This window comes from Geobacter benzoatilyticus, assembly GCF_017338855.1.
In the GTDB taxonomy this organism is placed as follows: domain Bacteria; phylum Desulfobacterota; class Desulfuromonadia; order Geobacterales; family Geobacteraceae; genus Geobacter; species Geobacter benzoatilyticus.
This window is the reverse complement of the sequence record NZ_CP071382.1, coordinates 1,780,419-1,802,227: the sequence shown is the minus strand read 5'-3', so window position 1 is coordinate 1,802,227 and position 21,809 is coordinate 1,780,419. Positions and strand designations below refer to the sequence as shown.

Below are 21,809 nucleotides of genomic sequence, written 5' to 3'. Positions count from 1 at the left end.
CAATGCAACAAATCCACTGGTTGTCAATTGCAGTTCTGGTGGGGGCTACAGCTTGATTCCTGCCAGGCTCCGCTTCGGTTCCAGTTGCCGCTTACTGGCGCAATCCCGCCGGTGCCTCCAGTACCGTTATACCGGGCGTTATCCGCAGGATAGTTTGCCGGCATATTGTAAGGCTTAAGCAGATGCGGAATCTGCCAACCGTGTGGAATTTTGATGTGGCAATCCATGCACTGGTCTCCGCTGTGCTTGGATGTGTGGAGCGATCCGTCGTTTCCAGAGAAGCCGCTATTAGTAAAGGTAGAGCTGTGGCAGTTGTAGCACCATATATTGGTATCCCCCACCTTGGAAGCGCTGTTCCAGACCGTATAGGAGCTCCCGGCAGGCACCTTGAGTATCCTTGTGTACGCTGACCCATGGGGACCATTGGGATTGTTCTCGGCATTGTCGGAGCCGTGGCAGTCGGAGCAGCGCATCTTGACGCCGCGCAACTGGGCGTCGGTGTACGCGTTGTAGCGCGGCATCATTTTGTAAACATAGGTGGTATTGAAGTTGCCGTAGGTGGTATCGGCCTTGGCCGCCCCCTTGTCACCCTCCACCCAGTGATAGGAGGCGTTCGCGGTGCTGAACTCCTTGGAGATGTCGGCCCATCCCGTCTTCCAGGAGGTGACCGACGTATTGTAGCCGCTGTGGCACTTGAAGCAGATCTTGTACTCGTCGTCGCCGCCGTTGACCGTCACGTTGGTGTAGCCGGTGGCCGCCGTCCAGTTGCTGGCGCTGTTGGTCGGATCGACGCCGCTGGTCCCCTTGGTGGCGTTGGTGGCGGTGGCGGAATGAACGTTATGGCAATCAGCGCACTCCACATGCTTGTTGGCGGACAAGTAAGTACGGGTCTCATCAGTGGGGCTTGGCCTGTGAAGGCCTGAGTAGCCCGCCACATTATGTTTGTTGGTCTTGGCAAATACGGAAAAAATCTTTTCTGCATCCGAGCTCATCGTTGCCGTCCGGTAATAATCCTTGTTCGCCACCGTTTTGGCCGGTCCGCCACCGGGGCTGGTGTCTGTTGTGGCGCTGTGGCAGCGGTAGCAGAAGTTCTCGTCGTTGCCGTCGGTCAGATTGGCGCCGAGGCTGGCGTAGATCCTTCTCACATCCCGGTCATGGGTAGCCGTGGTCATGCCGGAGAAAACAGCGACCTCGTTCCGGCGGCCGTTGTGGCACTTGGAGCAGTCGGAGTAAAAGATCTTGCTATCGCGCTTCATGGCCGAGCTGATGGCGTACTCGTGGGCCGAGCCGGTGTAGTTGTTGAGCACGATGGCGACCGTCTTGGTGGAGTTGGTCTCATTCTTCACCCGGACGTTGCCGGTGTCCTTGAAGAGCTCGCTGTTGTGGCAGCTTACGCAGATGCCGCCGGAGCCGGTTTTGAAGAAGTCCCTGTTGGCGTATCCCTTGGTGGCGGTGACCGACGAATAGATGGACATCCTCAGGTTGCCGGCGCTGCCGTAGGTGGTGTTGCTGGCGTTGAGATTCGGGCTGAAGGTGGCGTGATCCACGTGGCACATAGTGCAGCGGCGGTTCACGTCGTTGGCCCCGGCAGTGGCGCCCGGTATTGTCTTGGGATAGGAAGCGCCGGAGCCGGAGTAGTTGCGCATGGCGTGGTGATAGCCGGTATTGTTATTCAGGTTGACCTTGTGGCAGTCGTCACAGCTCTGCTTGTCGCTCCAGGGGGCGACATCGGTGGACTTGGCGCCGGACAGGCCGGTGGGGTGACAGGAGACGTTGGAGCAGGTGCTTCCCGAGGCGTTATAGGTATAGGTTGCGGTTACCGCCACTGCCGCACCGCCGATTGAGTCGCCATTGGCAAAGGTACTGCCACCTGAAACGGTATACGCCTTGTTCACATGATTGGTGTAAGTGGTGATGCTAGTGTTGGTGGTTGTGGTTGTAGCATGGCAATGCAGACACTGGGGATCAGTTACTGCCGGAGTGCCTCCCCCGGCGGATTGGTCGGTGTGGAGCTGGTGGGCATTCCCTTTGGGGGCTCCGGACGCATAGAGGGGTGTTGCCCTGCGGTAATCAGTGCCATAAGTTACATTCCCATGGCAGCCGTTGCAGGCGAGGGTCTGCCCGCCCCCCCAGGTGACGGCGGTGACCGGTGCCTTCCCTGTGCCGGTGTATGGTTGGGTGAACGTGGTCCCCTGGCTGTGGCAGTAGATGTTGGCGCAAGCGGTCGTGGAGTTCACATACGCGGAGCCGTCGCTGTTCATGCTGTCCCAAGCCACGTTTTTCACCTTGTTCACGTGCTTCGTCTTGTCGGCGATGGCCGCGCCGTCGGTGGTGGTCAGGTTGTGGCACTTGGCGCAGTTGAACGAATAAGTGCTGCCGTCGGCATGCTTCGCGTGCTTGTTGGTGTTAATGAGAGATCCGCTGGCCGTTGTATAGCTGTGGCACGACTTGCACCGGGTGTTCGTTGCCGAGTTGACGGTCGTCGCCCATGAAACCGCCGTGTTCCCGGCCCCACCGGCTCCGTTGGAATGGCAGTAGGTTGCCGTACAGACGGTATTGCCGGTTGACCAGGCAAAGCCGTTGTCGGCCGTTCCCGCCGTACCGGTGTAGGTGTAGGTCGGCTTTTTGCCGGGGGAGGTGTAGCCGAAGAATACCTGGGCCCGGTAGCTGCCGCTTGCGTAGCCGTTCACATGGGCGGTGGAAGCAGGGTTGTGGCACGAGGCGCAGGTGAACCGGTAGGTGCCGGCGCTCCCCAGGTTGCCGGTGGAGTAGTTCAGATACTTGCCCGGCAGGGTTGCTGTGTCTTCCCAGTGAAGCTTGTGGGCGCTCAGGGGGGTGGCGCCCCAGTTGTTGATGCCGCCGCCACCGGTGGTGCCGGCGTTGGCACTGTGGCATGAGTTGCAGTAGGTGGTCCCGCCCCATGCCAGGGATGCCCCGGCCCCATGGCAATAGGTGGAGGAGCATTTCTTCTGGGCATCGTCATAGGTGCCGCTCGGGCTCAGGCCGCTCAGGTTGAAGAAAACATCGTGATTGGTGCCGTTTACATGGTAGCCCGGAGCGGCAGAGCGAATACTCGTATTGGTCTTGGTGGTCTTCTCGTGGCACTCGACACACTGGATGTTGCTGCTGGTTACGTGCTTCCCGTGGCTGTTCGAAGTTGCTGACCCCGGAGTGCCGGCGTTTGCGTAATCGGGCATGCCGTTGGCGGTGGAGCGGCCGTGGCATGAAGCGCAGGTGGTGCTGCCGCTCCAGGTAATCCGGGAGTAGACCTTGCCGCCATAAACGCCGGGGAGGTTGCCAGCCGCGACGCTCGTGTTGCCGGTGGAATGGCAGTAGAGGTTGCGGCAGCTCAGGGTTGCCGTGGAGTAGGTGCCGAAGGGATTGGTCGAATCGAACTTGACGTTCCGCAACTTGTCGACGTGGCTCGTGAGGTTGGTGAAGGCTGGAGCCGTCGTTGAATCGGCGATCGCCTGGACCTTGCCGTTGTGGCATTCGGCGCAGGCGAAACGGTATGGATTGGCGCTCCCCATATGCTTTACGTGCGGCGTGGAGGCGGGCGGAGCGGCGGCAGTCACACCATGGCAGGTGCCGCAGGCACCGCTGGCGGCATTTCCCCACGTGGCAGTGGCGTATGTGGGTGAAGTCGTAAGGCCGTTGCTGTGACAGTAGACGTTGGAGCAGGAACCGTAGCCGTCGCCGGGTTTTGTGCTGCCGCTGTAGGAAGCGCTCGCCCCGTAGTAATCGGGCATGCCAACGTTGATCCCGTAATCGGCATGCTTGACCGGCATCAGGGTGTGGCAGACCGAGGAACTGCATGCGCCGGGCGAATAACCGGTGAGTGTGTAGGAATGGCACGCAGCGCACTTGCGCTCCGCACTGACGTTGCCGGTCCCGAGCAAGAAGGAGAGATGCTTCGTGTGGCTGCCTGTGGTCAGGGGAGTCGCGATTCCGTAGCCAAAGCCGCTGGCATCGTGCTTTGTCTGGGTGCCGTGGCAGGTTCCGCACTGGCCCGTGGCATATGTTCCCCAGGTGGGGGTCTGGTAGGCCGGTGGCCAGGTGCCGCCGTTGCCCTGCCCGCTGGAGTGGCAGTAGACGTTGGCGCATTGTCCGACGGCAGTTCCGGGAGCCTTCACCGACGGAGCGGCCGGAGTGGCGAGCTGGCCGTTGTAGGAACCGGCGGAGGCAGAGGACGTATTGCTGAAGGCTACCGTCACCTGCTTGTCCACATGGTTGGCGGTATTGACTATGGTCATGCTGCTGCCGGCGGTGGCGGCATGGCATTTCACGCACTTGATCTGGGTGTAGCCGATGCTCATCCCGTTCACGTGCCCCTGGTGGCTGCCGCTCGCAATGACACTACCCGATGCGATGTCCGCCTTGTGGCATCCCTTGCACGTGAGACTCCCCCCCCAGGTGGCGGTGGTATTGGGGAGGTCAACGCCGCTCGCCTTATTACCGGGGCTGTGGCAGTAGAGGTTCTTGCAGGTGCCGTTGCGGGGAGGGCTCTGGCTCGGCAGGTAATCGGGATAATTCGTGTTGCCGGTATAACGGCCGAAGCCGCTGTTGGGCGCGGCGGCGAAGGTTACGGCAAGCGACCTTTTCCCGGCGCTCGTGGCATGGGCGAAGGGGCTTCCTTCGGAAATATGATCGGGATGGCATTTAACGCAGGAACCAGTAGTGAGGCCGTAGTAGTCGCCATGTTTCTTACCGCTGCCCGATGTGGCGGGGTGGCTCCCGTCGGCAGGAGCGGAACCGTGGCATTTATCGCAGTCGGCCGGTGCCGATAATGGAGCCACCGCCCAAGTGGGGGTGACCGCTTCGAAATGGCAATTGACGTTGGAACAGGTGCCAAGCGTGGGATTCGGGCTCTGGGCGAAGGAACTCCCCTTGCTGTAGACGCCGGTGGCTGGAGAGTCATTCACGTTTCCGGCCAAGTCGATAAAGCCGTTGCGGTGGCTCGTGGCGTACGATGCAGCAGCACCCCCATGGCACGGCGCACAGCTGGCGGCTGTGGCCCCCGCCGCCATGTGGGTCTTGTGGCTCCCCTTGAAGGCACCGGTGCTTATATTGCGGTAGGCGCTGTCGTTGGGGCGATAATCGGCGGTTGCGCTGGTTCCGTGGCACTCGTAGCACTGGATTGCGGCATCGGCACTGCGTAGCCCCATAGCCGCAAAAAAGGCAAGAACCAAAAAGACTCTTGTCTTCCATCTCATACAATATCCCCTCATGCACCGGCAAAAACACCGACCGGTTTACGTTACCGGCAGACCACGGACCCGGAACAGACAAAATGCCCTAATTATTTAATTTTGCAAAATTTATTCCACCACCAACAAGCTCCGGAAATCGTTAATCCTCTTGAGGCGAAACGTGGACGCTCGGCATACAGGGCAAGAAATCAGTAACAACCGCATGACAAAAAAAGGATCTTTACCTGACACGCATCGCATTTTGGCGGATGCCTGTCGATATTCAGGGAGTCCGGGTACGGAAGAGGAGGCAGGCGGCAAGGACGCAGGCGAATCCCGCAAGGATCGCCGCCTTCCCGGCCAGGGGGACGCCGGCGGCCGTGGCGGCGATGCCCCACGACTGGACGATGGCACCGCCCATGAACATCCCCACAACCACGAGGCCGGCATCGGCGTCACCCTCGCCGGCCTTGATGAGCTGCCGGAACGGGCAGCCGCCGATGAGGACGGATATCCACCCCACGAGCCCCATGCCGAGGAAGCTCCAGAGGTGTTCCAGATGGGCGCCGGGCTGGCCGTAGAGACCGGGGCTGAACTTTCCGCCGGCAAGGTTCGCCACGACCGCTGCGATGAAGAAGGCAAGCACCCCCCAGAGGGCCGGGGTACGCTTACCCATGAGGAAGACGTCCCGGATGCTGCCGGTGATGCAGAAACGGCTCCGCTGGGCCAGGGCGCCGAGCACAATACCGGCACCCAGGGAAAGGGGAACGGGGGCATGCTGGGCGGCGCTCCCCTGGGAGGAGAAGATGATGAAGCCGGGACGAATGAGAAGGAAGGCAAGCAGCAGGATGAAAAAAAGCGGGATCAGCGCTCCGCCATGCCCCTTGTCCCTGCCGGGCTGGCCAAGATCCACGCCGTTGGCAAGCCCCCGGAGCCCAGCCCATACGCCGGCAACCAGTCCGGCGACACCGGCAACGACGGTGAGGTCCCCGGCGGCAAGGCGGAGGAAGAGCTTGATGGGGCAGCCGATAAAGATGGAACAGCCGACGATGAGGAATATCCCCGCAAATAGCCGCGGCAGCGGGGCGCTCCCTCCCCGGGAGCGGAACTCGCGGAATACGAGGGCGCTGGCCATGGCACCGAGCACGAAACCGATAAGCTCGGGGCGAAGGTACTGCATGCGGGCATTGTCATGCATCCCCAAGGCGCCGGCGCTGTTTTCGATAAAGCAGGAGACGCAGATGCCCGAGTTTTCCGGGTTCCCCCAGATCGCCAGGAGCGCCCCGAAGCCGCCGAGCAAGAGCCCCGCCGCCACCACCATCCAGAAATGCCGGTCGCGCAGCATCACTCGCACCCCCCGGCCAGCCGGCTTCTGAGGTAGTTGATCTTGCCGAGGGATGCCGCCAGGCTCCGGTTGCCGGGATTGGCCGCCGCCCGGCTGCCGATGTTCCGCAACCCTTCATCCACGATCGCCTGGATTGCAGCGCGCCGCGACAGGGGACTCCCCTCGTCCAGGTAATCGCCGTTCAGCTTCACCCCCTCCACAAAGGAAGCCACCGCCTCGTCCAGGGCACCCATATCCCGAAGGATTTCCCCCTGGAGGATATGGCCATGGGCCTCGCCGGGATATTTGCGGATCAGCTCATCCAGCTTCAGAAGAGCCTCCTGATTCCTGCCGGCACGGCGCAGCTCCTCCACCGGGCCGTAGAGCTTGCCGATCAGCTCAACGCGGGCGCGATAAGCCATCTCACGCTCCACCGCCTTGCCGAGGCCGGCGGACCTGCCCCCCCCAGTACCGTGGTTCACGGCAAGAAGGGCTGCCAGCGCCGCAATGACGACGGCCAGGAGCAGCCAGGTTATTTTGTCGAAGGTATCGGTAAACATTGGGAAAAACCCTTTGAAACACGGAGCAACAGAGCAACGGAGAAAAATCTGAGCAAAACCGCAAGCAAAAGAACCGCAAAAGCTACCGGTTTGGCGAGTCCTCAGGATTGTATAAGATTTTGTTTGTCTCCGTGTACTCCGTTGCTCCGTGTTATTCAGCTTACTGCTTTTTCAATACTTCTGGTACGGCGGCATGTTCACCCGTTTCGCCATCTCCCGGATCGGGTCGTAGTCGCTGTCGGAAAGCTCCTCGTAGCCGTCGATCCAGGCGGCCTTCAGCACCTTGAGCCGCTCGCCCTCCACCTCGGCGGTATCGGTGGGTTTCAGGGCCAGAAGCGCCTCTTTCACCTTCTTCACCAGGGCCGGGTCGGTCCCCTTGGCCACGCCGAAGGTGCAATAGGGGATCGGCTTGCTCTGGGCGAGGATGACGAAATCGTCCGGCGAGATTTTTCCTTCCCGCGCCATGATTTCCAGGTCGAGGGCCGGTGCTGCGGCCACGTCGTACTGGCCGTAAAGGACGCCGTAGATGAGTTTTTCGTGCTTGAAGGAGCCGGGGGGGATGGAATACGTCGCCAGGTCGTGCTCCGGATTGATGCCGGCGGAAAGCATCAGGTCGTATTCGGCCAGATAACCGGTGGGAGCCAGCATGGGGCCGAAGGCAAGACGCTTGCCCCGGATATCGTCCAGCTTTTCGATGCCGCTCCCCTTGCGGGCAATGAGGGCGCCGACGGAGCGGGAACCGAATTTGCCCCGTTTCTCCGAAGCAACCAGTTCGACACCGTGGTTCTCGCGGAGAACGATGTAGATGAGGGAGTTGGAGTGGGTAAAGGTAAATTCCCCCGCCTTGAACCGTTTCTCGAAGTCGTGGGTATCCACCGGCACCGCCACGAAGTCGACTCCGCACTGCTCGGAGAGGTAGCGGGTCAGGGGGAGGAAACGCGCCATGGTTTCCTCCTCGCTGTTGCAGAGCATGTAGCCGATCTTCACCACGGGCCGCTTGCCTTCCGGCTTGCAGCCGGCTACGAGGAAAAGGAGCAGAAGAAGAGGGGCGAGTCTGAAAATTCGGGTAATGGGCATTGACAACGTGCTCCTTGAAATCATTTACACGCCGGATCGGCACCGTCGAGGGACCCGTGGACGGCAAAGGCCCGGCCCAGGCATCCCCCACGACACTCATCGGCCTCACGGCACGGGATACACTCCTCCGGAGTTTCGCGAAGCCGGAACCGGAACGCCCTCTTGACCTGGGATGCTATTATCTCCCGAAGAGACATGGCTCCAAGGGTCCCGAGCCTCACGGGAAGGGTCGGGCATGGGTAGACGCCGCCGTCGGGGGCAATGGCAATCATGGTATTGGCAGCCTGGCACCCCCCCTGGGGAAAGGGGACGCCGGGATTGAAGGCCCGCCAGAGGAACGGGTCGTGGATGGTAACGTTCAGGCCGTCCGCTCCCCCCTCCGCGGCCAGGGATGCAGTCAGCTCATCCTGCTCGGCCCGGTCGATGAAAAAGGGGGCTTCTCCCCCATAGAGGCGCTGCATGGGCAGAACGAGGCGGGTCACCCCCTCTTCCCGGCAGAAAGCGACCAGGGACGGCAACTGGCGCCAGTTAGCGCGGGTCACCGGAAACGAAATCCCCATGGCCGGGGAGGACTCCCGGAACGCGCCGCGCATCCCCTGAAAATCCGCCACGGACTCCGCCGACAGGAGCAGCTCCTTCACCTTCAGGTCGCCCGCACGGGCGGCAACGGACTCATGAAAAGCCGCCACCGGCACGGTGAGGGAAACGGCAACGGGGGTGCCGCTGAACTCCTCCAGCACCGCCACGGTCCCCTCGCCCGGCAAATCCCCCCCACAAGTCACCTGGAGCATGAGGGGACGACAGGCGGCAATGTCGGCACATAGGCGCCGGAGCATCCCGTTATCGGCCGGTTCGGCGGGGAGATCCCAGTAGATGGTTATGGGGGAAGCCAGTTCCATGGTTTACGCCCAGCAGTGGGGATCGGGGCTGTTCAGGTCGCCGGTAAGCGCCAGGGCCCGGGCGCTGCACCCGCCGAGGCAATCCTCGTACTTGCTGCAGCCGGAGCATTTGCCCGTCGGTTTTTTGTTCCGCATCTTCTCCAGCACCGCCGAATCCCGCCAGACCTGCTTCAGGTCGTCACGGACGATATTGCCGATAACGACGGGGATGAAGCCGCAAGGGGTCATGTCGCCGTTGGCCTTGATGTTCAGCGACAGCTTGCCGCAGACGCTCCCCTTCACGAGACTTCCGGCGTCACGGGCGCCGAGAAGCGCAATTATCGGGTCGTCCAGGGAGATGTCGAGCCCCTTCTCCCGCCCCTTTGCCGCCAGGGCGCCGCGGTAGAACTCCTTCCACTCCTCCGGCGACAGGTCCAGTTCATCCTTGTGGGAAAGGCCGAGCCCCGAGCACTTGAAGTTGTGGAAGTTGAGCTGCCCCACTCCCTGCTCCCGGGCAAAAGCCACCAGTTCGTCGATGGCGGTGTGGTTGATCCGGCAGATCACCGTGGAGATGGAGGTGGCGATCCCCGCCTCCGCCAGGTGCCCCAGGGCCGCCACAGCCCGGTCGTGGCTTCCGGCGACGCCGCGGAAATCGTCGTGGACCGCGGGAATGTGACTGTCGATGCTGATGCCCACCTTGGTGAAGCCGGCGTCCCGGAGGGCTTGCGCCTTCTCCCGGTCAAGGAGCCAGCCGTTGCTGTTCATGGATATCCGCAGCCCCAGGCCACCTGCATGACTGGCTATATCCAGAAGCCCCGGGTGGAGAAGCGGCTCTCCTCCGCCGAAATTGACGGAGAACACCCCGGCCCCGGCCACCTTCTCCAAGCAAGAGAGAAGAACATCGCGGGGAAGTTCCTCGTGGGTGTCCTCGCGGCTGTAGCAGTGGCGGCAGGCGAAATTGCAGCTGTTGTTTATGGCCCAGTTGATGGTCAGGGGCGCTTCCAGCGACGGCGCCTTCACAACATCTTTGTCATTCGGCATAGCTGATGAACCCCTTGGCAGCCAGTTCATCCAGAAAGGCCTGGACATCTTCCCGGAGCACCGCCTCCTCCACATCGAACTGCGGCAGCAGCTCCGCCACGATGCCGTCCAGGGTTAGTCCGTCGCAGAGTTTCCAGATCTCGGTCCCCAGGTAGTTGAGGGAGAGCATGGACCCGCCGGAGAAGAGGACCGAGGTCCCGGTCTCCTCCACCTCGTCCCCCCGGTCCAGGGCTTCCTGCACCCGGGCCAGGGCATCCTCCTCCTCGCGCCACATGACGTTGGGGTTGCGATGAATCGTCTGCATCATGCATTCCTCTTTTAATCACCCTGCCCGGTTATGGAGGCGATGACAAGATTTTCCTGGGATGCGTTGCGGATGCCGTGGTCCTCGAAGGCGGGGACGACAACGATCTGCCCCGTGGTGATGGACTGGGTCTTTCCGCCGGAAAGGAACTCTCCGGTCCCCTCCATGACCGTCCAGATGTGACTGCCGTGGTGGGTGTGGGTTACGATCTCCTGGCCCGGCTTCATGCAGATGAGGCTCACCCTGGCGTGGTCGTCGGACCAGATGGTCTCCTGGTGGCGTTTCTCGTCGCTGAATTTCTTGAGGGTCTGTACGTCAAGCACCTGTGATTTCATGTATTCCTCCTGAGATAAGTATCCGTCACGCTTTCTTGACAAGTTTCATAACGGAGCCGAGCCACTCGGCGGTCCGGTTGAAAATTCCTGAAGCTGTTGAGACCTGCACCACCGGGCCGGTATCGCCAACGGCGGCAAACGTCACCCCATAGCGGGAGGCAAGCCGGTTCGCCCCGCGGGGAATTTCCCCCGGCCGGACAACAGGAACGATCAGGGCGCCTCCGCCATCGGTATTATGGTCTTCCAGCAGCTTGATCTCGGCATCGCTCAGCCCCGTAGCCGGGTCGTCCCCCACAAAGAGCCACACCTGGCCGTACTCCGCCAGCAGTTGGCCGGTAAGCAGCGGGATGTCATGCCTCCCGGCCGTCCTGACCGTCAGTCCCCTGGCTTCAAGTTCAGCCTGCACCTTCTTGCCCGGGAGTTCGGGAACAGCACCGGAGCCGCTCCCGGCAGAATAGAGGAGGATTTTACCGGAAGAAGCGGCAAGGGTGTTTTCCTCCAGCCATCGGGCGATATTGGCGATGTAGGCGCCGTTGTCATGGCTGACGGCCGGTGCTGCGGCAAAATGCCCGTAAGCGCCGTCGAACACGACCGGCCCCCGGCCATCCACCGGATTGGTATAGGTTGCCACAAGCCCTTTTCCGCCGGGGTCCATGACCATCCGCACATTGGAATCATCCTTCCGGACAACGGCGGCCTCACCTCCCGGCAACGAAGCAACCCCTGCCAAAAGCGGATTGCCCACATCGACGCCGGGCATGAATACGAGAAGCTGGAACCCGTAGGCGATGAGCAGCGTCCCAGCGAGGCAGACGCTCATATAAAGGAAAAAGACCCGCTTTCTGAAGAAGCTCCAGAAGAGCACCATGGTGGGCACCGCCGTTACCGGACCGCCGATCATGAATGCCAGGGCGGCTCCGGCATCGAGAGTGCCGCCAAGGGAGCCCTTGATGTGATAAATGATGCTGGACGCGCTGATCTGGTGCAGGAACATCGGCACCGATGCCAGGGAAACCCAGAGGATGCTGAGGGGATCCTTCCGGCCGAAGAGGCCGTAGACCCACTCCTTGGGCATGTAGCGTTCGACGACGGCGCCGACCACGACCCCGACAAGGACGTACTTCCCCACCACCCAGAGCATCTCCGCCGACTTCGCCAGAAAAATGAGGAATTTGTTCCCCGTCCTGACGGCAATGCGGTTGCCGAATTTGCGGCGGCAGTTACACCGGAGGCGCTCATCGGGGTAATCATCGTCGTGGAAATCACCCCTGACAAGGGCACCTTCGATGAATATCTCGTCCTTCCGGAAGCCCGGCCGTTTGCCGAGGTAGTGGGTGACTAGCCCGGCGAACACTCCCATGGCAAAGGCCGAGATGGTCCTGATGACGGTCCACTCGGGGCCGAGATCGTTCAGGGTGAGGAGGTAGGTGGACGGACTCAACAGCGGCGAGGTCACCATAAGCGACATGACCGGCGCCAGGGGTATCCCCGCCACCAGGAGGCTGATGGCCGTGGTCACGGTGCCGCAGGCGCACAGGGGGGTGATGATCCCCACAAAGGAGGCGAGAAATACGCTCAGGACCCCGTATTTCCGGAGGGACGCCTGGAGCTTGACCGCAATCTTGAACGTCCGCAGATATCCGGCTATCAGAATGCCGATGAGGAAATAGGGCAAGACGTCCCACAGCTCGGCCATAATGCCGTGATTATCGAAAAACAGGTCCCACAGTTCGCTGCCGAGGAGAACTGGAAACGAAACCGGCGCAGCCGGATATCCGCCGGTTCCGGTGGACAGCACGTGCCACACCACCAGAGAGAGGGAGATCAGGACCATGGCAATGAGCATCCGGTTTCCCGAACCGCCGTGGTGCCCGTGGATTGCGCATTCCTCCCTTGGTTTTCTGCTGAACAGATTCAATACCATCTCCCATTACTCCCAGCCAAGTCCCCCTTTGACAAAGGGGGATTCAGGGGGATTTGCCTTTAGTTGCCGCGTGGAAAATCCAGCCTGTCCCCTTTTTCAAAGGGGGGTATGCACCGGATTCTTCCTGAAAAGTCTCCTGACGCATGACAGGACCGCGCCGAGCCCCATGATGGCAAACCCGGCGAAAACACAGGGCCTTCCGGGATCTCTGACCACCTGAATGCCAGCAAAAGACATGCCGACCTGATCCGCATTCACCTGGGTATTATAGAAATAAAGCCCGTTCCAGATAAATGGGGCATTGACCTCAGAAGTGCCGGAGACGACGGGACCCCCCTTGCCGCCGAGGGCAAGATCGACCCAGAGCCTTTTCAGGACCGGATTCTGAAACGCCACCAGCTTGAACTCGTAGGGAAAATCAGCAGGGAGCGTGCTCTCTCCTTCGGTATCGCAGGCGCCGATCAGCTGTCCATCCCTGGAAACCGATAGCTTGAGGACTTCGGAGGGGAATTCGAGGGCTTCCGCCGTAACGGTGTAGGGGCCCGCTACAAAGCTGTCTCCGGTCTTAAGGGTATGGAGAGCCTCTTTCGCTTCTCCCCTGAGCACCCCCACCTTGACCGGAATCGGGTAATATTCCCGGTTTATCCGCCGGATGGTCAGTTCCGCGCCGAGGGGAACATCCCTTTTCAGATCCCAGCGGTATACCTTATCTACAGTGGTTCCCTCGTAAACGTTGACGGTCGCCACATACCCGAACGCCCTGGCAATGACGCCGCCGCAAACCACCAGCACTCCCAGGTGCAGAATGAGCACCGGCACGGAAATGGACCGGAACCGCCGCACCGTGCAGAGGACGAGATTGAGGGCCAGCCCCCCCATCAGGCAGAGAAAAAGCGGATGGGAGTAGAGCGTCCTGCTTTCGGTGAAGGTACCGGGGATGGCCAGGACGGCAACCGCCAGGAAAAGCGCTACGGCAAGCTCCGTCGAGGCCAGGAAGCGGATTGTCCGCTTCGGGATGTCGGGCAGTGTCAGAGGCACGCTGGAATCAGATCAGTTTCTTGGTTTTGAGGAAATCCCGTGCCGCCTTCCGCGACTTGTCGGCGGTGTCGGACGATTTCAGCAGCCGGGCATAGGCATCGTTGTTCAGGGTCCCGGCAAGCTTTGCCAGCAGTTTCGGGAGTGCCGGATAATTGCCCAGGGTCTCGATAGTGAGGACGGGAGAATATTGCGGCGTTCCGCCGAACGATTCGAGCCAGGCCAGATTGAAGGTTGAGCGGTAGTTTTTCTTGATAAAATCGTGGGCATCACTGCCGTTTGCCCCGGAATTCTTTCCCAGCATCTCCAGGGCGTGGCCGGGGGTTTCCACGAGCAGGTTAACCTCCCCCTTCTTCACGGCGCCATACAGCTCCCTGCTGTCCCTGAAAACATCGATCTTGACCGACGTGCCGGTCCTCTCCGTTATGAGGAGGGACATCAATTGCGCAAGCATCCGCTCGTTGGCGGAGTTGGGAACACCGATGTGGAGCGTTCTGCCGACACATGCTCCGGCCAGTTGAGCAACAGCGAGAACCGAAACCACCATGATGCAACACAAAAGCTTTTTCATACGTCACCCTATATACCGAGGTAGTGCAGGCATGCCGTCAGCACGGCTTGCGTGATGCGGAAACTTTCACATTAATTTTCAGTCTAGCGCTAATGCCATGTCCAAGACAACATCAGTTTTGCCGTCAACGGGAACGACCTCCGCGGAGGTGCGCCAGGGCTGCATCGGCGGGAATGCCGTGGCAACCCCCAGGAAGTATTTCGGCCCGGAGGGGAGCGCCAGCATGTAGGTCCCGTCGGCCCCCGTCCATGCCGACACGTAATCGGGAATCCGGGTACCCGCTTTGATGGTTGACGCAAAAACGTAGGCCCCTGCCACCGGCTTCCCTTCGGGGTCCAGTACCCGCCCTTTCAGCCTCAGGGAATCAGCGGCAATGGTCTGCCGCTTGCGCCCCATTTCCCGGATGTCGGCCACGGTAAAATCCTGCTCGAGCTCGGCTTCAGTGGTCAGGTCCATGACGGCCGGCTCCCCCGAATGCTTGTCCCCCGGCATGAGCGGCCCGTACGACTCGTCCTGCTTGAACCGCGCCACGACCCAGTAGGTTCCGGGGGGCACCGTAATCGCAACGGTCCCGTCCGCAGCCGAAGGGGGAGAAATGAAGGTTGCGGGACGCCTTACGTTTGCCGTGTCGTAAATGAAGAGCTTCGCTCCGGCCACCGGCCTGCCGTCGATATCAGCCACCCGTCCCCTGAGGAGCGCCGCATCCGCGGCTCCCGCCGCGAAACCGGACAGCAGCAGCCACGCCAGCGTCCACAACACTGCCCCCCTCATGGTTTTTCTCCGGTCCCGGCCCCGAGCGGGAGCGGTTTCTCCAGATAGGGCTCGTAGAGAGCCAGCCCGATCCCCGGTTCCTGGCGCGCATCAAAGATCGTTTCGCCGGGATCACCCTCGCCCCACCAGTTGCCGCGGGCGTTCACGTCTTCGGTGTTAAAATCGCCGATCCTCAGGTTGTAGCCGCTGTTGCCGAAGATGTTGTTGCCCGTCACCGTCAGCCCGCCCCCTTTTTCCCGGACAAAGATCCCCGTCTCGTTCTCCGTGATGATATTGTCCTCGATGCGGGCGTTGCCGATGTACGACCTGATGCCGATGGTATTGTCCCTGAAGGTCGAGCGGCTAATCCGCACGGGCCCGCTCCGGAACCGCATGCCGCCGTAGTTGTGCGCAAAAACGCTGTCAGTCACGGAAAGGTCGGTAAAGTGACTGTGAATTCCCCAGGTGGCATATTCGATGGAGCAGTGGGCAATGGCGCTCCCTGTGGCGTATTCCAGCAGAATCTCGTTCCAGGCGGAAGGCTCCTTGAGTTCCGTCGAGGTAAAGGTAATTTTCCTGTCTGACTCACCTTTTGCAATTAGCTTGCCCTTCACCTCCAGCCCCGTCCCGGCGGCGAACCGCACCGTCGTGCCCGGCGCAACGGTCAGGACGGCGCCTGGCACGACCGCCATGGCGGCATCGACCGTTATTATGCCGCGCCAGACGGCATCAGTGGCCACGGACGCCAGGGGCCACACAAACGGGAGCGGCGCGGCGTTTGCCCCATCTTGGCGGACGGTACCAAGGGCCGGGTCGTCCCGCCGGTCGAAAATAACCCTCCCCGGATCATCCCCTCCCCACCAGTTGGCCGGGGCGGAGACATCTTCCGGGCCGTCCATGTCAATGGCGTACAGGCCGTTGCCGGCGAAGTCGTTCCCGGTAATGACCCCGGCAAAGGACTGGATTCCCATCCCCCGTTCGCCGTTATCGGAGATCATGTTCGACTTGATGAGCGCGCCGGAATCCTGGACATTGAAGCCATTCAACCCATTGGCCGCCACCACGTTGCCGGCGATCTCGATGGCGTCGACATTCTTCAGGGATATCCCCCCTTCGGTGTTGTTGGTGATGCTGTTGCGGCTCACGACACCGTGGTATATGTCGGCCATCATGAGCCCGAACCGGTTGCCGTCCACAAGATTTTCCCGGACGGTGACGGCCCCTTCACGCAGGCGGAGCCCTTCTCTGCCGTTGGCGATGACCCTGTTGCCCCGGGCGACAAGGGTAGTCCGCAAGAAATTCCCCCCCACCTGATTATTGCAGATAAGGTTGTCCGCCAGATCCACTTCGGAGTCGCGCCCCTGAACGCCGCTCCTGTTGCCGCAGAGGGTATTGCCCCGCATCACTACCACCGATTCCTGAAACTGGATGCCGCGATAGTTGTCCATCAGGGTGGAATTATGAATCGCCACGGTGGAAAAGTGGAAATGGAGCCCGCGATAGGCATTCTCTATCCGGCAGTGCTCGATCAGGTTCTGTCCCGACGCACTGTTCATGATATTGACGGAATCCCAGTCCCCCGCCCGCCGCGCCTTTTCCGCGGAACGGAAGATGATGGGCCGTTCAGCGCTCCCCTTGGCCACGAGGCGCCCCTGGATCATAATCCCGTTTTCGCCGATGCCGTCGCCGTTGGTATCCCGCCGGGTGAACTCCACGATGGTTCCCGGCAGGATGACGAGCCTGCTCCCCTCCGGCACCCTCACCGTCCCATCCACCTCAATCCGCCCTTGCCAGACGGTTTCCCCCAGGAGAACCATATCCCGATACCGGCGGCCAACCGGTGCCCCCTCGGCAACAGGAGGCTTCGCCGGCGGCACGAACTCTCTGGATACCGGCGAATACGTGTCTCTTTTACGGTTTTTTGCAACCTCCGAGTCCCCGGTGGCCACCAGCGCCCCCCCGAAGGTGAAAATGCCGTAGTCGTTGCCGGTGATCCGCGAACCGGCCAGGTCGGCTCGGGTATTTTTCCCCTGCGCCACGAGGCCGTAACGATTTTCCCGAAGCGCCGAACCGCTCAGGCGGAGGGTTCCGTCAGCCACCGAGACGCCTGTATCCGCGTTTTCGATACTGCAACCACGAATATTGGCGGTGCCCCCGTCAATGAGGATCCCGGCCCAACTCCCCACCTTCTTCTCCGCGCCGAAAAAGCGCACCGGCAACTTCCCGGTCCCTTCCACAACCAACGTCCCCCGAACGGTTATTTCATTCAGCGGCGAGAGGTATTCGGGATCGGTCTTGGTGCTTTCCGCGGCGACGACAAGGATGGAAGTGCCCGGGCGCACGGTCAGGGTTACCCCCGCGGGAATAAGCACATCATCCTCAACGGTGATGTTTCCCTCCCATACCGTATCGGTCGTCATGACGGCAGCGGACGCGCCATTGGGCATGCTCAGCGACAGCAGAGCAAGCACCAGAGCAGTACCGGCGCAAGCAATTCTGGATAGAGACATAGATGTGACCATTATTCCCTGAAAAGCAAGAGAGGTGCCGAAGAGCATCGCCCCGGCACCTCTCTTGCGGATTGTTCCTGCTTTCAGCAGGGTTGAACCACCGCGCTCCCGACAATTCTCGGACGTGCATAACTCTTTTTCTTCATCGGTATTCCTCCTTTTCCCCTTGCTCTTGTTCCCCCATGTACCGCAGCATGCAAAGCGCTACTGCTTGAAGGGTCCCCGCCCCTTGAAACGGATTACTCGCAGGTCAACCCCTTTAGCCGTCTTGCCGGTCTCAACCGACACCGGTTCAGGCATCCGTTCGCCGTAACCGCCGATAATCTCGCCCGCCTTGGGTGCCCCTCCCCCATAAACCTCCCGGGATTTGAGATAATACGTGCCACCCTTATCGACTCTCAGGAAAAACTCCCCGTTTTTGCCCGTCCGTTCCGAAACAAAAAGCGGTTTTCCAACCATGGTAGGGGTGGCAAAAGCAAAGACCAGCGCCCTCTCCACCGGTTTCCCCTTTTCATCCGTCACGGTTCCGGCAATTGCCGTAATCCCCTCTTGCTTAAGATAAGTTGCACGGCTGAAGGGGTGGACCGATGAAATGGTTCCGACATCCGTTGTTTCTCCCGCCTTGACCAGGTACGGTTTTGGATTCCCCTTTTCGTCCCGGTTAATCAGGAAGTAATCCCCATCATTGGGGGCACCCAGTTCATTTCCCGAGATCCTCTTGATGGCGCCGAGATAATACGTCCCCTCGGGAACCTCGGCGACAAACCTGCCGGATGCATCGATACCGACTATTTCGTCAGGCACACGCCAATATTTTTCGGGTATCGGCGGAGGCCCCGTAACATCCCTGAACAGAAAGGCCGTACCGTTTGCCATGGGCTCGCCATTGTTCAGCATCATGGCGCCGGTGATACGACCTTTTCCGTCGCTGCCGGCGTAGGCCCCAATCCCCGCAAAGACAACCACGAGAAACAACCAGAGCGAGCAAACCTTTTTCATTCCCCACCCCTTTCCGGTGCCGGTCACCTGACGCGGCGCCTGGACAACAATATCTTGGGAATGTTGTATCACACATCGGTGGGGTTCACAATTTCCAACCTTCAGCGAGTTGTTAAAGGGAAAGGGGAGGAGCCTCCCGGCCCCTCCCCTTTCGCGTCCTACTTGTCGTTGGACCAGCGTGGCGTCGGCTGGAAGTGGCAGCTGACGTTCCAGCAACTGCCGGTGGCGCCGGGTGACTGTTTCGAGTACCACTGGCCCTTGGTGTCGTTGAACTTGTAGGCCGGGTCGGTCTTCACGCTGACAGTCGCCTTCTTAGCCTCGGTCGTACCGCTTGACCATACCGTCTCGTCGCCCACGTGGGCCGACGGCCCGTCGCTGTGGCAGGCGAGGCAGGGGGTGAAGCCCTGATTCGGCCTGAGGTTCGCCATGAGGTGGCCCAGCTTCACGTGGGCACCACCGCCGCCCGAGTAGTTCTCGAGCTTGGCCGTCGAGTAGGTGTCCTGCGAAGGCACAAAGCCTTTGGGTGCAGGCGGATAACCGTGGCACTCGTCGCAGGCCTTCGGCTTGAAGGCATAGGTGTTCTTATGGGAGTGGCAGTTAAGGCAATTAGCGGTCGGGTGGTTCACTCCCTCATCCACACCGCGCTTATAGTGACTGGTAAGGGTGTGGCAGGTCTGGCAGACGCCGCGGTAAGGCGGTACGAGTTGCACGAGTTCTGCCGTTGTTGCATAGGTAATGGTGGATGTCAGTGTACCGAACGTGATGAACGTGCGGACCATCCCCTTGTTGCCAGTGCCGTGGACATCGTGGCAGACCTTGCAGTCCATGGCCGGAGTGCCGTCCTTTGCGATCACGTGGGTCGTGGCGTTCTGCTTGCTGACGGTTGGCACTTTGACCGCGTCGTTGTGGCAGCCGGTGCAGAGGGTGTTGTCGTTGACGGCAATCCGCTTCTGGTTCCCCGACGTGCCGTCGATGTGACCGCTGTTGGCATCGTGGCAGGATGAGCAGGCACGGCTCGCATCGTAATTCACCCCAACCTGGCCGTGGCCGCTGGTGATGAAGTTGGCCTTTTCCGGCGCCGTCTTGCCGCCGATTACCGAGAGAGGCGCAGTGTGGCAGCTCTCGCAGGTTACCCTGCCGCCTGTCCAGGCGAACTCGGCGGCATTATGTTTGTGGCAGTTGGTGGTACAGGTGGTGGCCCCCACGTGGATGCTTCCGTTAACGTGGTTGGCGTCAAGCTCGCCGGCATAGGTGTCGTGGCACTGTACGCAGGAAGTTGTGGTCAACTCGTCGAAATTGGGACCGTAAGCGGCGGTAAGGTGAGCCAAGTGCCCGTTGCTATCGATCGGTGAAGCGCCGATTGCCTTGTGGCAGGCGCCGCACTGGCCCGAAGCGGGAGTACCCCAGACCGGAGCCACCACCGGAGCGGCACCCTTGCCGTTGCTGTGGCAGTAGACCGTGGAGCAGTCGGTTCCGGAGATGGCCTGACCTCCGACGGACCCGGAGAATTGCTTATCCTTCACGGCGTTGACGTGAGTGCCGTTGCTCCCCATTGCCGCGGCGAGCAGCGTCGTCCCGTTGCTGACGGTGGAGGCATGGCAATTGACGCAGCCGTAGCTCTTGCCGGATGCGCCGCCGGCAATGTGGCGCGAGTGGGCGTTGGTTGCCGGGGTTGCGCTGTGGCAGCTTCCGCAGCGGGCCGCTCCGGCAAGCGTCATGATATCATCTTTGCCGTCCGCCCAGACGGGGGACTTGTAGCTGCCGCCATTACCGTCCGAGTGGCAGTAAGTAGTGGAGCAGGTTCCGGGGGAAGTACCGTTGTAAGCGGGAGTGGCGCCGTTGGCAGCCGCCTTCGATCCCCCAGTGCTCAGGAACACGTCCTGGAACGTGCCGGTGTTATGGCTGAAGCCCTTGTGGCAGTCATCGCAGGCAAATGAATAGTAAGAGCCGCCGCCAGCGTGGCTGATATGGGGTGTAAGCGACTCATCCTTGAAGAGCGTGCCGCCGGATACCGTCGAATAATCGCGCACGCCATCCTTCGCGTATCCTGTCGTACCCCCGGCAGTATTTGTCGTGGGCGGGAATCCGTGGCACTGGGTACAGTTGGCCGAGAAGCCCTGGGAGTGGGTATGGCACGAACGGCAGTCTTCAGCATTGGTGCTCGACTGGTGCGTGGCAATGGTGGACGGCAGCGTCGGGTGACAGGCAACGCAGACCCCGAAGGAATCCTTGTTGTAGTTCTTCTGGGATACCGAGGTGTACTGGTACAGAACCTTGGCGTTGCGCACCGCGCCGTACTGGGTCGAGATGTTCATGAAGCGGTTGATGAGGTAGGCGTTGGGAGTTGTCCCGTCAGCCTCGTCCACGTGGCCACCGTGGCAGTCGGCGCACTGGATATTCTGGTTCTTGGTTCCGTTGTGGTTCTTAACCCCGGCATTGGTGTTGGCCGGGTCATTTGCCGATTTGTGGCAGTTGGTACAGATGTTCGGGTCCGTCACCGACGTCCCCTTCAGGTCGGTGCGCAGCAGCAAACCGCGGGAAGTGGAGAGGAGACCCATCCGGGCACTGGAGGCATTGTCAAAGGTACGGCTGTTGGAGTCGGTGTAGTGGACCCCGTGGCAGGTTGTGCAGACAACCGCGCCGCTTTTCGACATCTTCATGGCCGAAGTGGGGTTGGCCGGATTGCTGTTCTGGGGCGTAGCGTAGAAATCATCGGGGCGTGCCGCAGCCTTTTCCGCATAGTTCACGGTCACCGGGTGGGTGCCCAGGGTATGGTTCGTGGTACTGCGCGGACGGTGGCAGTCAAGGCACATCTGGTCGTTATCGTTGCGGATACGCAGGAACGGGCGGGTATTGTTTGCTGATGAATAAACATAGTGAATGGCGTGGCACCGAGCGCAAACAATAGTGCCGGAAACAATATTCTTGGTGAGCGCGGTGTTAGTGGGAGGAACCGCTCCGGCCTTGGGAACATTGTCTCTGCCGACCCAGTTGTGGGAAGTCTGGTATATGACGCCGGGGCGTGAGCTGGTGTACGTGCCGAAGGGGTTGGCGAAATCAGCGTCCCTGAATGGTTTTGAATGCCCATAGGCGTCACCAGGCTTATGACAGGTCTGGCAAACGTTATTGAAGCCCGTTGAACCGAGAGTATTGTGGGTCGAATGGCAGCTGTTACAGACGTACCCCTTGACGGAGCCGGTTTCGTGGGGGAACACAATAGCCCACGCAGCGGCAGGGACGACCAACGCGAAAATTATCGCGACCAGGGTCTTTATCGTCATTCCGTTCATGGCACGCTCCTGAACATTCACA

The 21,809-nt window shown here is 60.8% G+C and carries 15 protein-coding genes; all 15 read right to left on the bottom strand.

The window, feature by feature from the left end:
- Positions 1-23: 23 nt before the first annotated feature.
- Complete coding sequence (locus tag JZM60_RS08485) at positions 24-5,213, bottom strand: CxxxxCH/CxxCH domain c-type cytochrome (RefSeq protein ID WP_207161814.1); 5,190 nt, start codon at positions 5,211-5,213, stop codon at positions 24-26.
- A 259-nt stretch (positions 5,214-5,472) separates the two neighbouring features.
- Positions 5,473-6,534 carry a YedE family putative selenium transporter gene (gene yedE, locus JZM60_RS08480; RefSeq protein ID WP_207165541.1) on the bottom strand — a complete coding sequence of 354 codons (1,062 nt, stop codon included), beginning with the start codon at positions 6,532-6,534 and terminating at the stop codon, positions 5,473-5,475.
- Complete coding sequence (locus JZM60_RS08475; RefSeq protein ID WP_207161813.1) at positions 6,534-7,073, bottom strand: hypothetical protein; 540 nt, start codon at positions 7,071-7,073, stop codon at positions 6,534-6,536. Before JZM60_RS08475 ends, yedE begins: the two co-directional genes overlap by 1 nt.
- Positions 7,074-7,244: 171 nt before the next feature.
- Positions 7,245-8,150, bottom strand: coding sequence for a phosphate/phosphite/phosphonate ABC transporter substrate-binding protein (locus JZM60_RS08470; protein WP_241426189.1), 906 nt, complete (start codon positions 8,148-8,150; stop codon positions 7,245-7,247).
- Positions 8,151-8,170: 20 nt separating this feature from the next.
- Entirely contained in the window at positions 8,171-9,049 is an 879-nt protein-coding gene (locus JZM60_RS08465) for a GeoRSP system SPASM domain protein (RefSeq protein ID WP_207161811.1), read from the bottom strand.
- 3 nt (positions 9,050-9,052) lie between these two features.
- Positions 9,053-10,069: a GeoRSP system radical SAM/SPASM protein gene (locus tag JZM60_RS08460; RefSeq protein WP_207161810.1), complete on the bottom strand. Its 1,017-nt coding sequence runs from the start codon at positions 10,067-10,069 to the stop codon at positions 9,053-9,055.
- The gene (locus JZM60_RS08455) at positions 10,059-10,376 is read right to left on the bottom strand and encodes a GeoRSP system PqqD family peptide chaperone (RefSeq protein ID WP_241426188.1); all 318 of its coding nucleotides are present in this window, start codon (positions 10,374-10,376) and stop codon (positions 10,059-10,061) included. The genes JZM60_RS08460 and JZM60_RS08455 overlap by 11 nt, the downstream gene beginning before the upstream one ends.
- Before the next feature lie 11 nt (positions 10,377-10,387).
- Positions 10,388-10,708 carry a cupin domain-containing protein gene (locus JZM60_RS08450; RefSeq protein ID WP_207165365.1) on the bottom strand — a complete coding sequence of 107 codons (321 nt, stop codon included), beginning with the start codon at positions 10,706-10,708 and terminating at the stop codon, positions 10,388-10,390.
- A gap of 25 nt (positions 10,709-10,733) precedes the next feature.
- A complete protein-coding gene (locus tag JZM60_RS08445) occupies positions 10,734-12,632 on the bottom strand; it encodes a permease (protein ID WP_207165363.1) in 1,899 nt (632 codons plus the stop codon).
- A gap of 96 nt (positions 12,633-12,728) precedes the next feature.
- Positions 12,729-13,670 (bottom strand): cytochrome c biogenesis protein ResB, encoded by a 942-nt coding sequence (locus JZM60_RS08440; RefSeq protein WP_207165361.1) that lies wholly within the window; start codon positions 13,668-13,670, stop codon positions 12,729-12,731.
- 7 nt (positions 13,671-13,677) lie between these two features.
- Positions 13,678-14,238 (bottom strand): glycine betaine ABC transporter substrate-binding protein, encoded by a 561-nt coding sequence (locus tag JZM60_RS08435; protein WP_207165360.1) that lies wholly within the window; start codon positions 14,236-14,238, stop codon positions 13,678-13,680.
- A gap of 78 nt (positions 14,239-14,316) precedes the next feature.
- Positions 14,317-15,009 carry a carboxypeptidase-like regulatory domain-containing protein gene (locus JZM60_RS08430; RefSeq protein ID WP_207165358.1) on the bottom strand — a complete coding sequence of 231 codons (693 nt, stop codon included), beginning with the start codon at positions 15,007-15,009 and terminating at the stop codon, positions 14,317-14,319.
- Entirely contained in the window at positions 15,006-17,498 is a 2,493-nt protein-coding gene (locus tag JZM60_RS08425; protein ID WP_241426413.1) for a right-handed parallel beta-helix repeat-containing protein, read from the bottom strand. The genes JZM60_RS08430 and JZM60_RS08425 overlap by 4 nt, the downstream gene beginning before the upstream one ends.
- Positions 17,499-17,702: 204 nt before the next feature.
- A complete protein-coding gene (locus JZM60_RS08420) occupies positions 17,703-18,497 on the bottom strand; it encodes a carboxypeptidase-like regulatory domain-containing protein (protein ID WP_207165354.1) in 795 nt (264 codons plus the stop codon).
- A gap of 158 nt (positions 18,498-18,655) precedes the next feature.
- Positions 18,656-21,787, bottom strand: a complete 3,132-nt coding sequence (locus JZM60_RS08415; RefSeq protein ID WP_207165352.1) for a CxxxxCH/CxxCH domain c-type cytochrome — start codon at positions 21,785-21,787, stop codon at positions 18,656-18,658.
- Positions 21,788-21,809: the final 22 nt, after the last annotated feature.

What these genes read in the sequence shown, in the direction of transcription:
- JZM60_RS08485 (WP_207161814.1), bottom strand. Translation starts at nt 5,213, where the DNA reads ATGAGATGGAAGACAAGAGTCTTTTTGGTTCTTGCCTTTTTTGCGGCT.
- yedE (WP_207165541.1), bottom strand. Translation starts at nt 6,534, where the DNA reads ATGCTGCGCGACCGGCATTTCTGGATGGTGGTGGCGGCGGGGCTCTTG.
- JZM60_RS08475 (WP_207161813.1), bottom strand. Translation starts at nt 7,073, where the DNA reads ATGTTTACCGATACCTTCGACAAAATAACCTGGCTGCTCCTGGCCGTC.
- JZM60_RS08470 (WP_241426189.1), bottom strand. Translation starts at nt 8,150, where the DNA reads ATGCCCATTACCCGAATTTTCAGACTCGCCCCTCTTCTTCTGCTCCTT.
- JZM60_RS08465 (WP_207161811.1), bottom strand. Translation starts at nt 9,049, where the DNA reads ATGGAACTGGCTTCCCCCATAACCATCTACTGGGATCTCCCCGCCGAA.
- JZM60_RS08460 (WP_207161810.1), bottom strand. Translation starts at nt 10,069, where the DNA reads ATGCCGAATGACAAAGATGTTGTGAAGGCGCCGTCGCTGGAAGCGCCC.
- JZM60_RS08455 (WP_241426188.1), bottom strand. Translation starts at nt 10,376, where the DNA reads ATGATGCAGACGATTCATCGCAACCCCAACGTCATGTGGCGCGAGGAG.
- JZM60_RS08450 (WP_207165365.1), bottom strand. Translation starts at nt 10,708, where the DNA reads ATGAAATCACAGGTGCTTGACGTACAGACCCTCAAGAAATTCAGCGAC.
- JZM60_RS08445 (WP_207165363.1), bottom strand. Translation starts at nt 12,632, where the DNA reads ATGGTATTGAATCTGTTCAGCAGAAAACCAAGGGAGGAATGCGCAATC.
- JZM60_RS08435 (WP_207165360.1), bottom strand. Translation starts at nt 14,238, where the DNA reads ATGAAAAAGCTTTTGTGTTGCATCATGGTGGTTTCGGTTCTCGCTGTT.
- JZM60_RS08430 (WP_207165358.1), bottom strand. Translation starts at nt 15,009, where the DNA reads ATGAGGGGGGCAGTGTTGTGGACGCTGGCGTGGCTGCTGCTGTCCGGT.
- JZM60_RS08425 (WP_241426413.1), bottom strand. Translation starts at nt 17,498, where the DNA reads ATGTCTCTATCCAGAATTGCTTGCGCCGGTACTGCTCTGGTGCTTGCT.
- JZM60_RS08420 (WP_207165354.1), bottom strand. Translation starts at nt 18,497, where the DNA reads ATGAAAAAGGTTTGCTCGCTCTGGTTGTTTCTCGTGGTTGTCTTTGCG.
- JZM60_RS08415 (WP_207165352.1), bottom strand. Translation starts at nt 21,787, where the DNA reads ATGAACGGAATGACGATAAAGACCCTGGTCGCGATAATTTTCGCGTTG.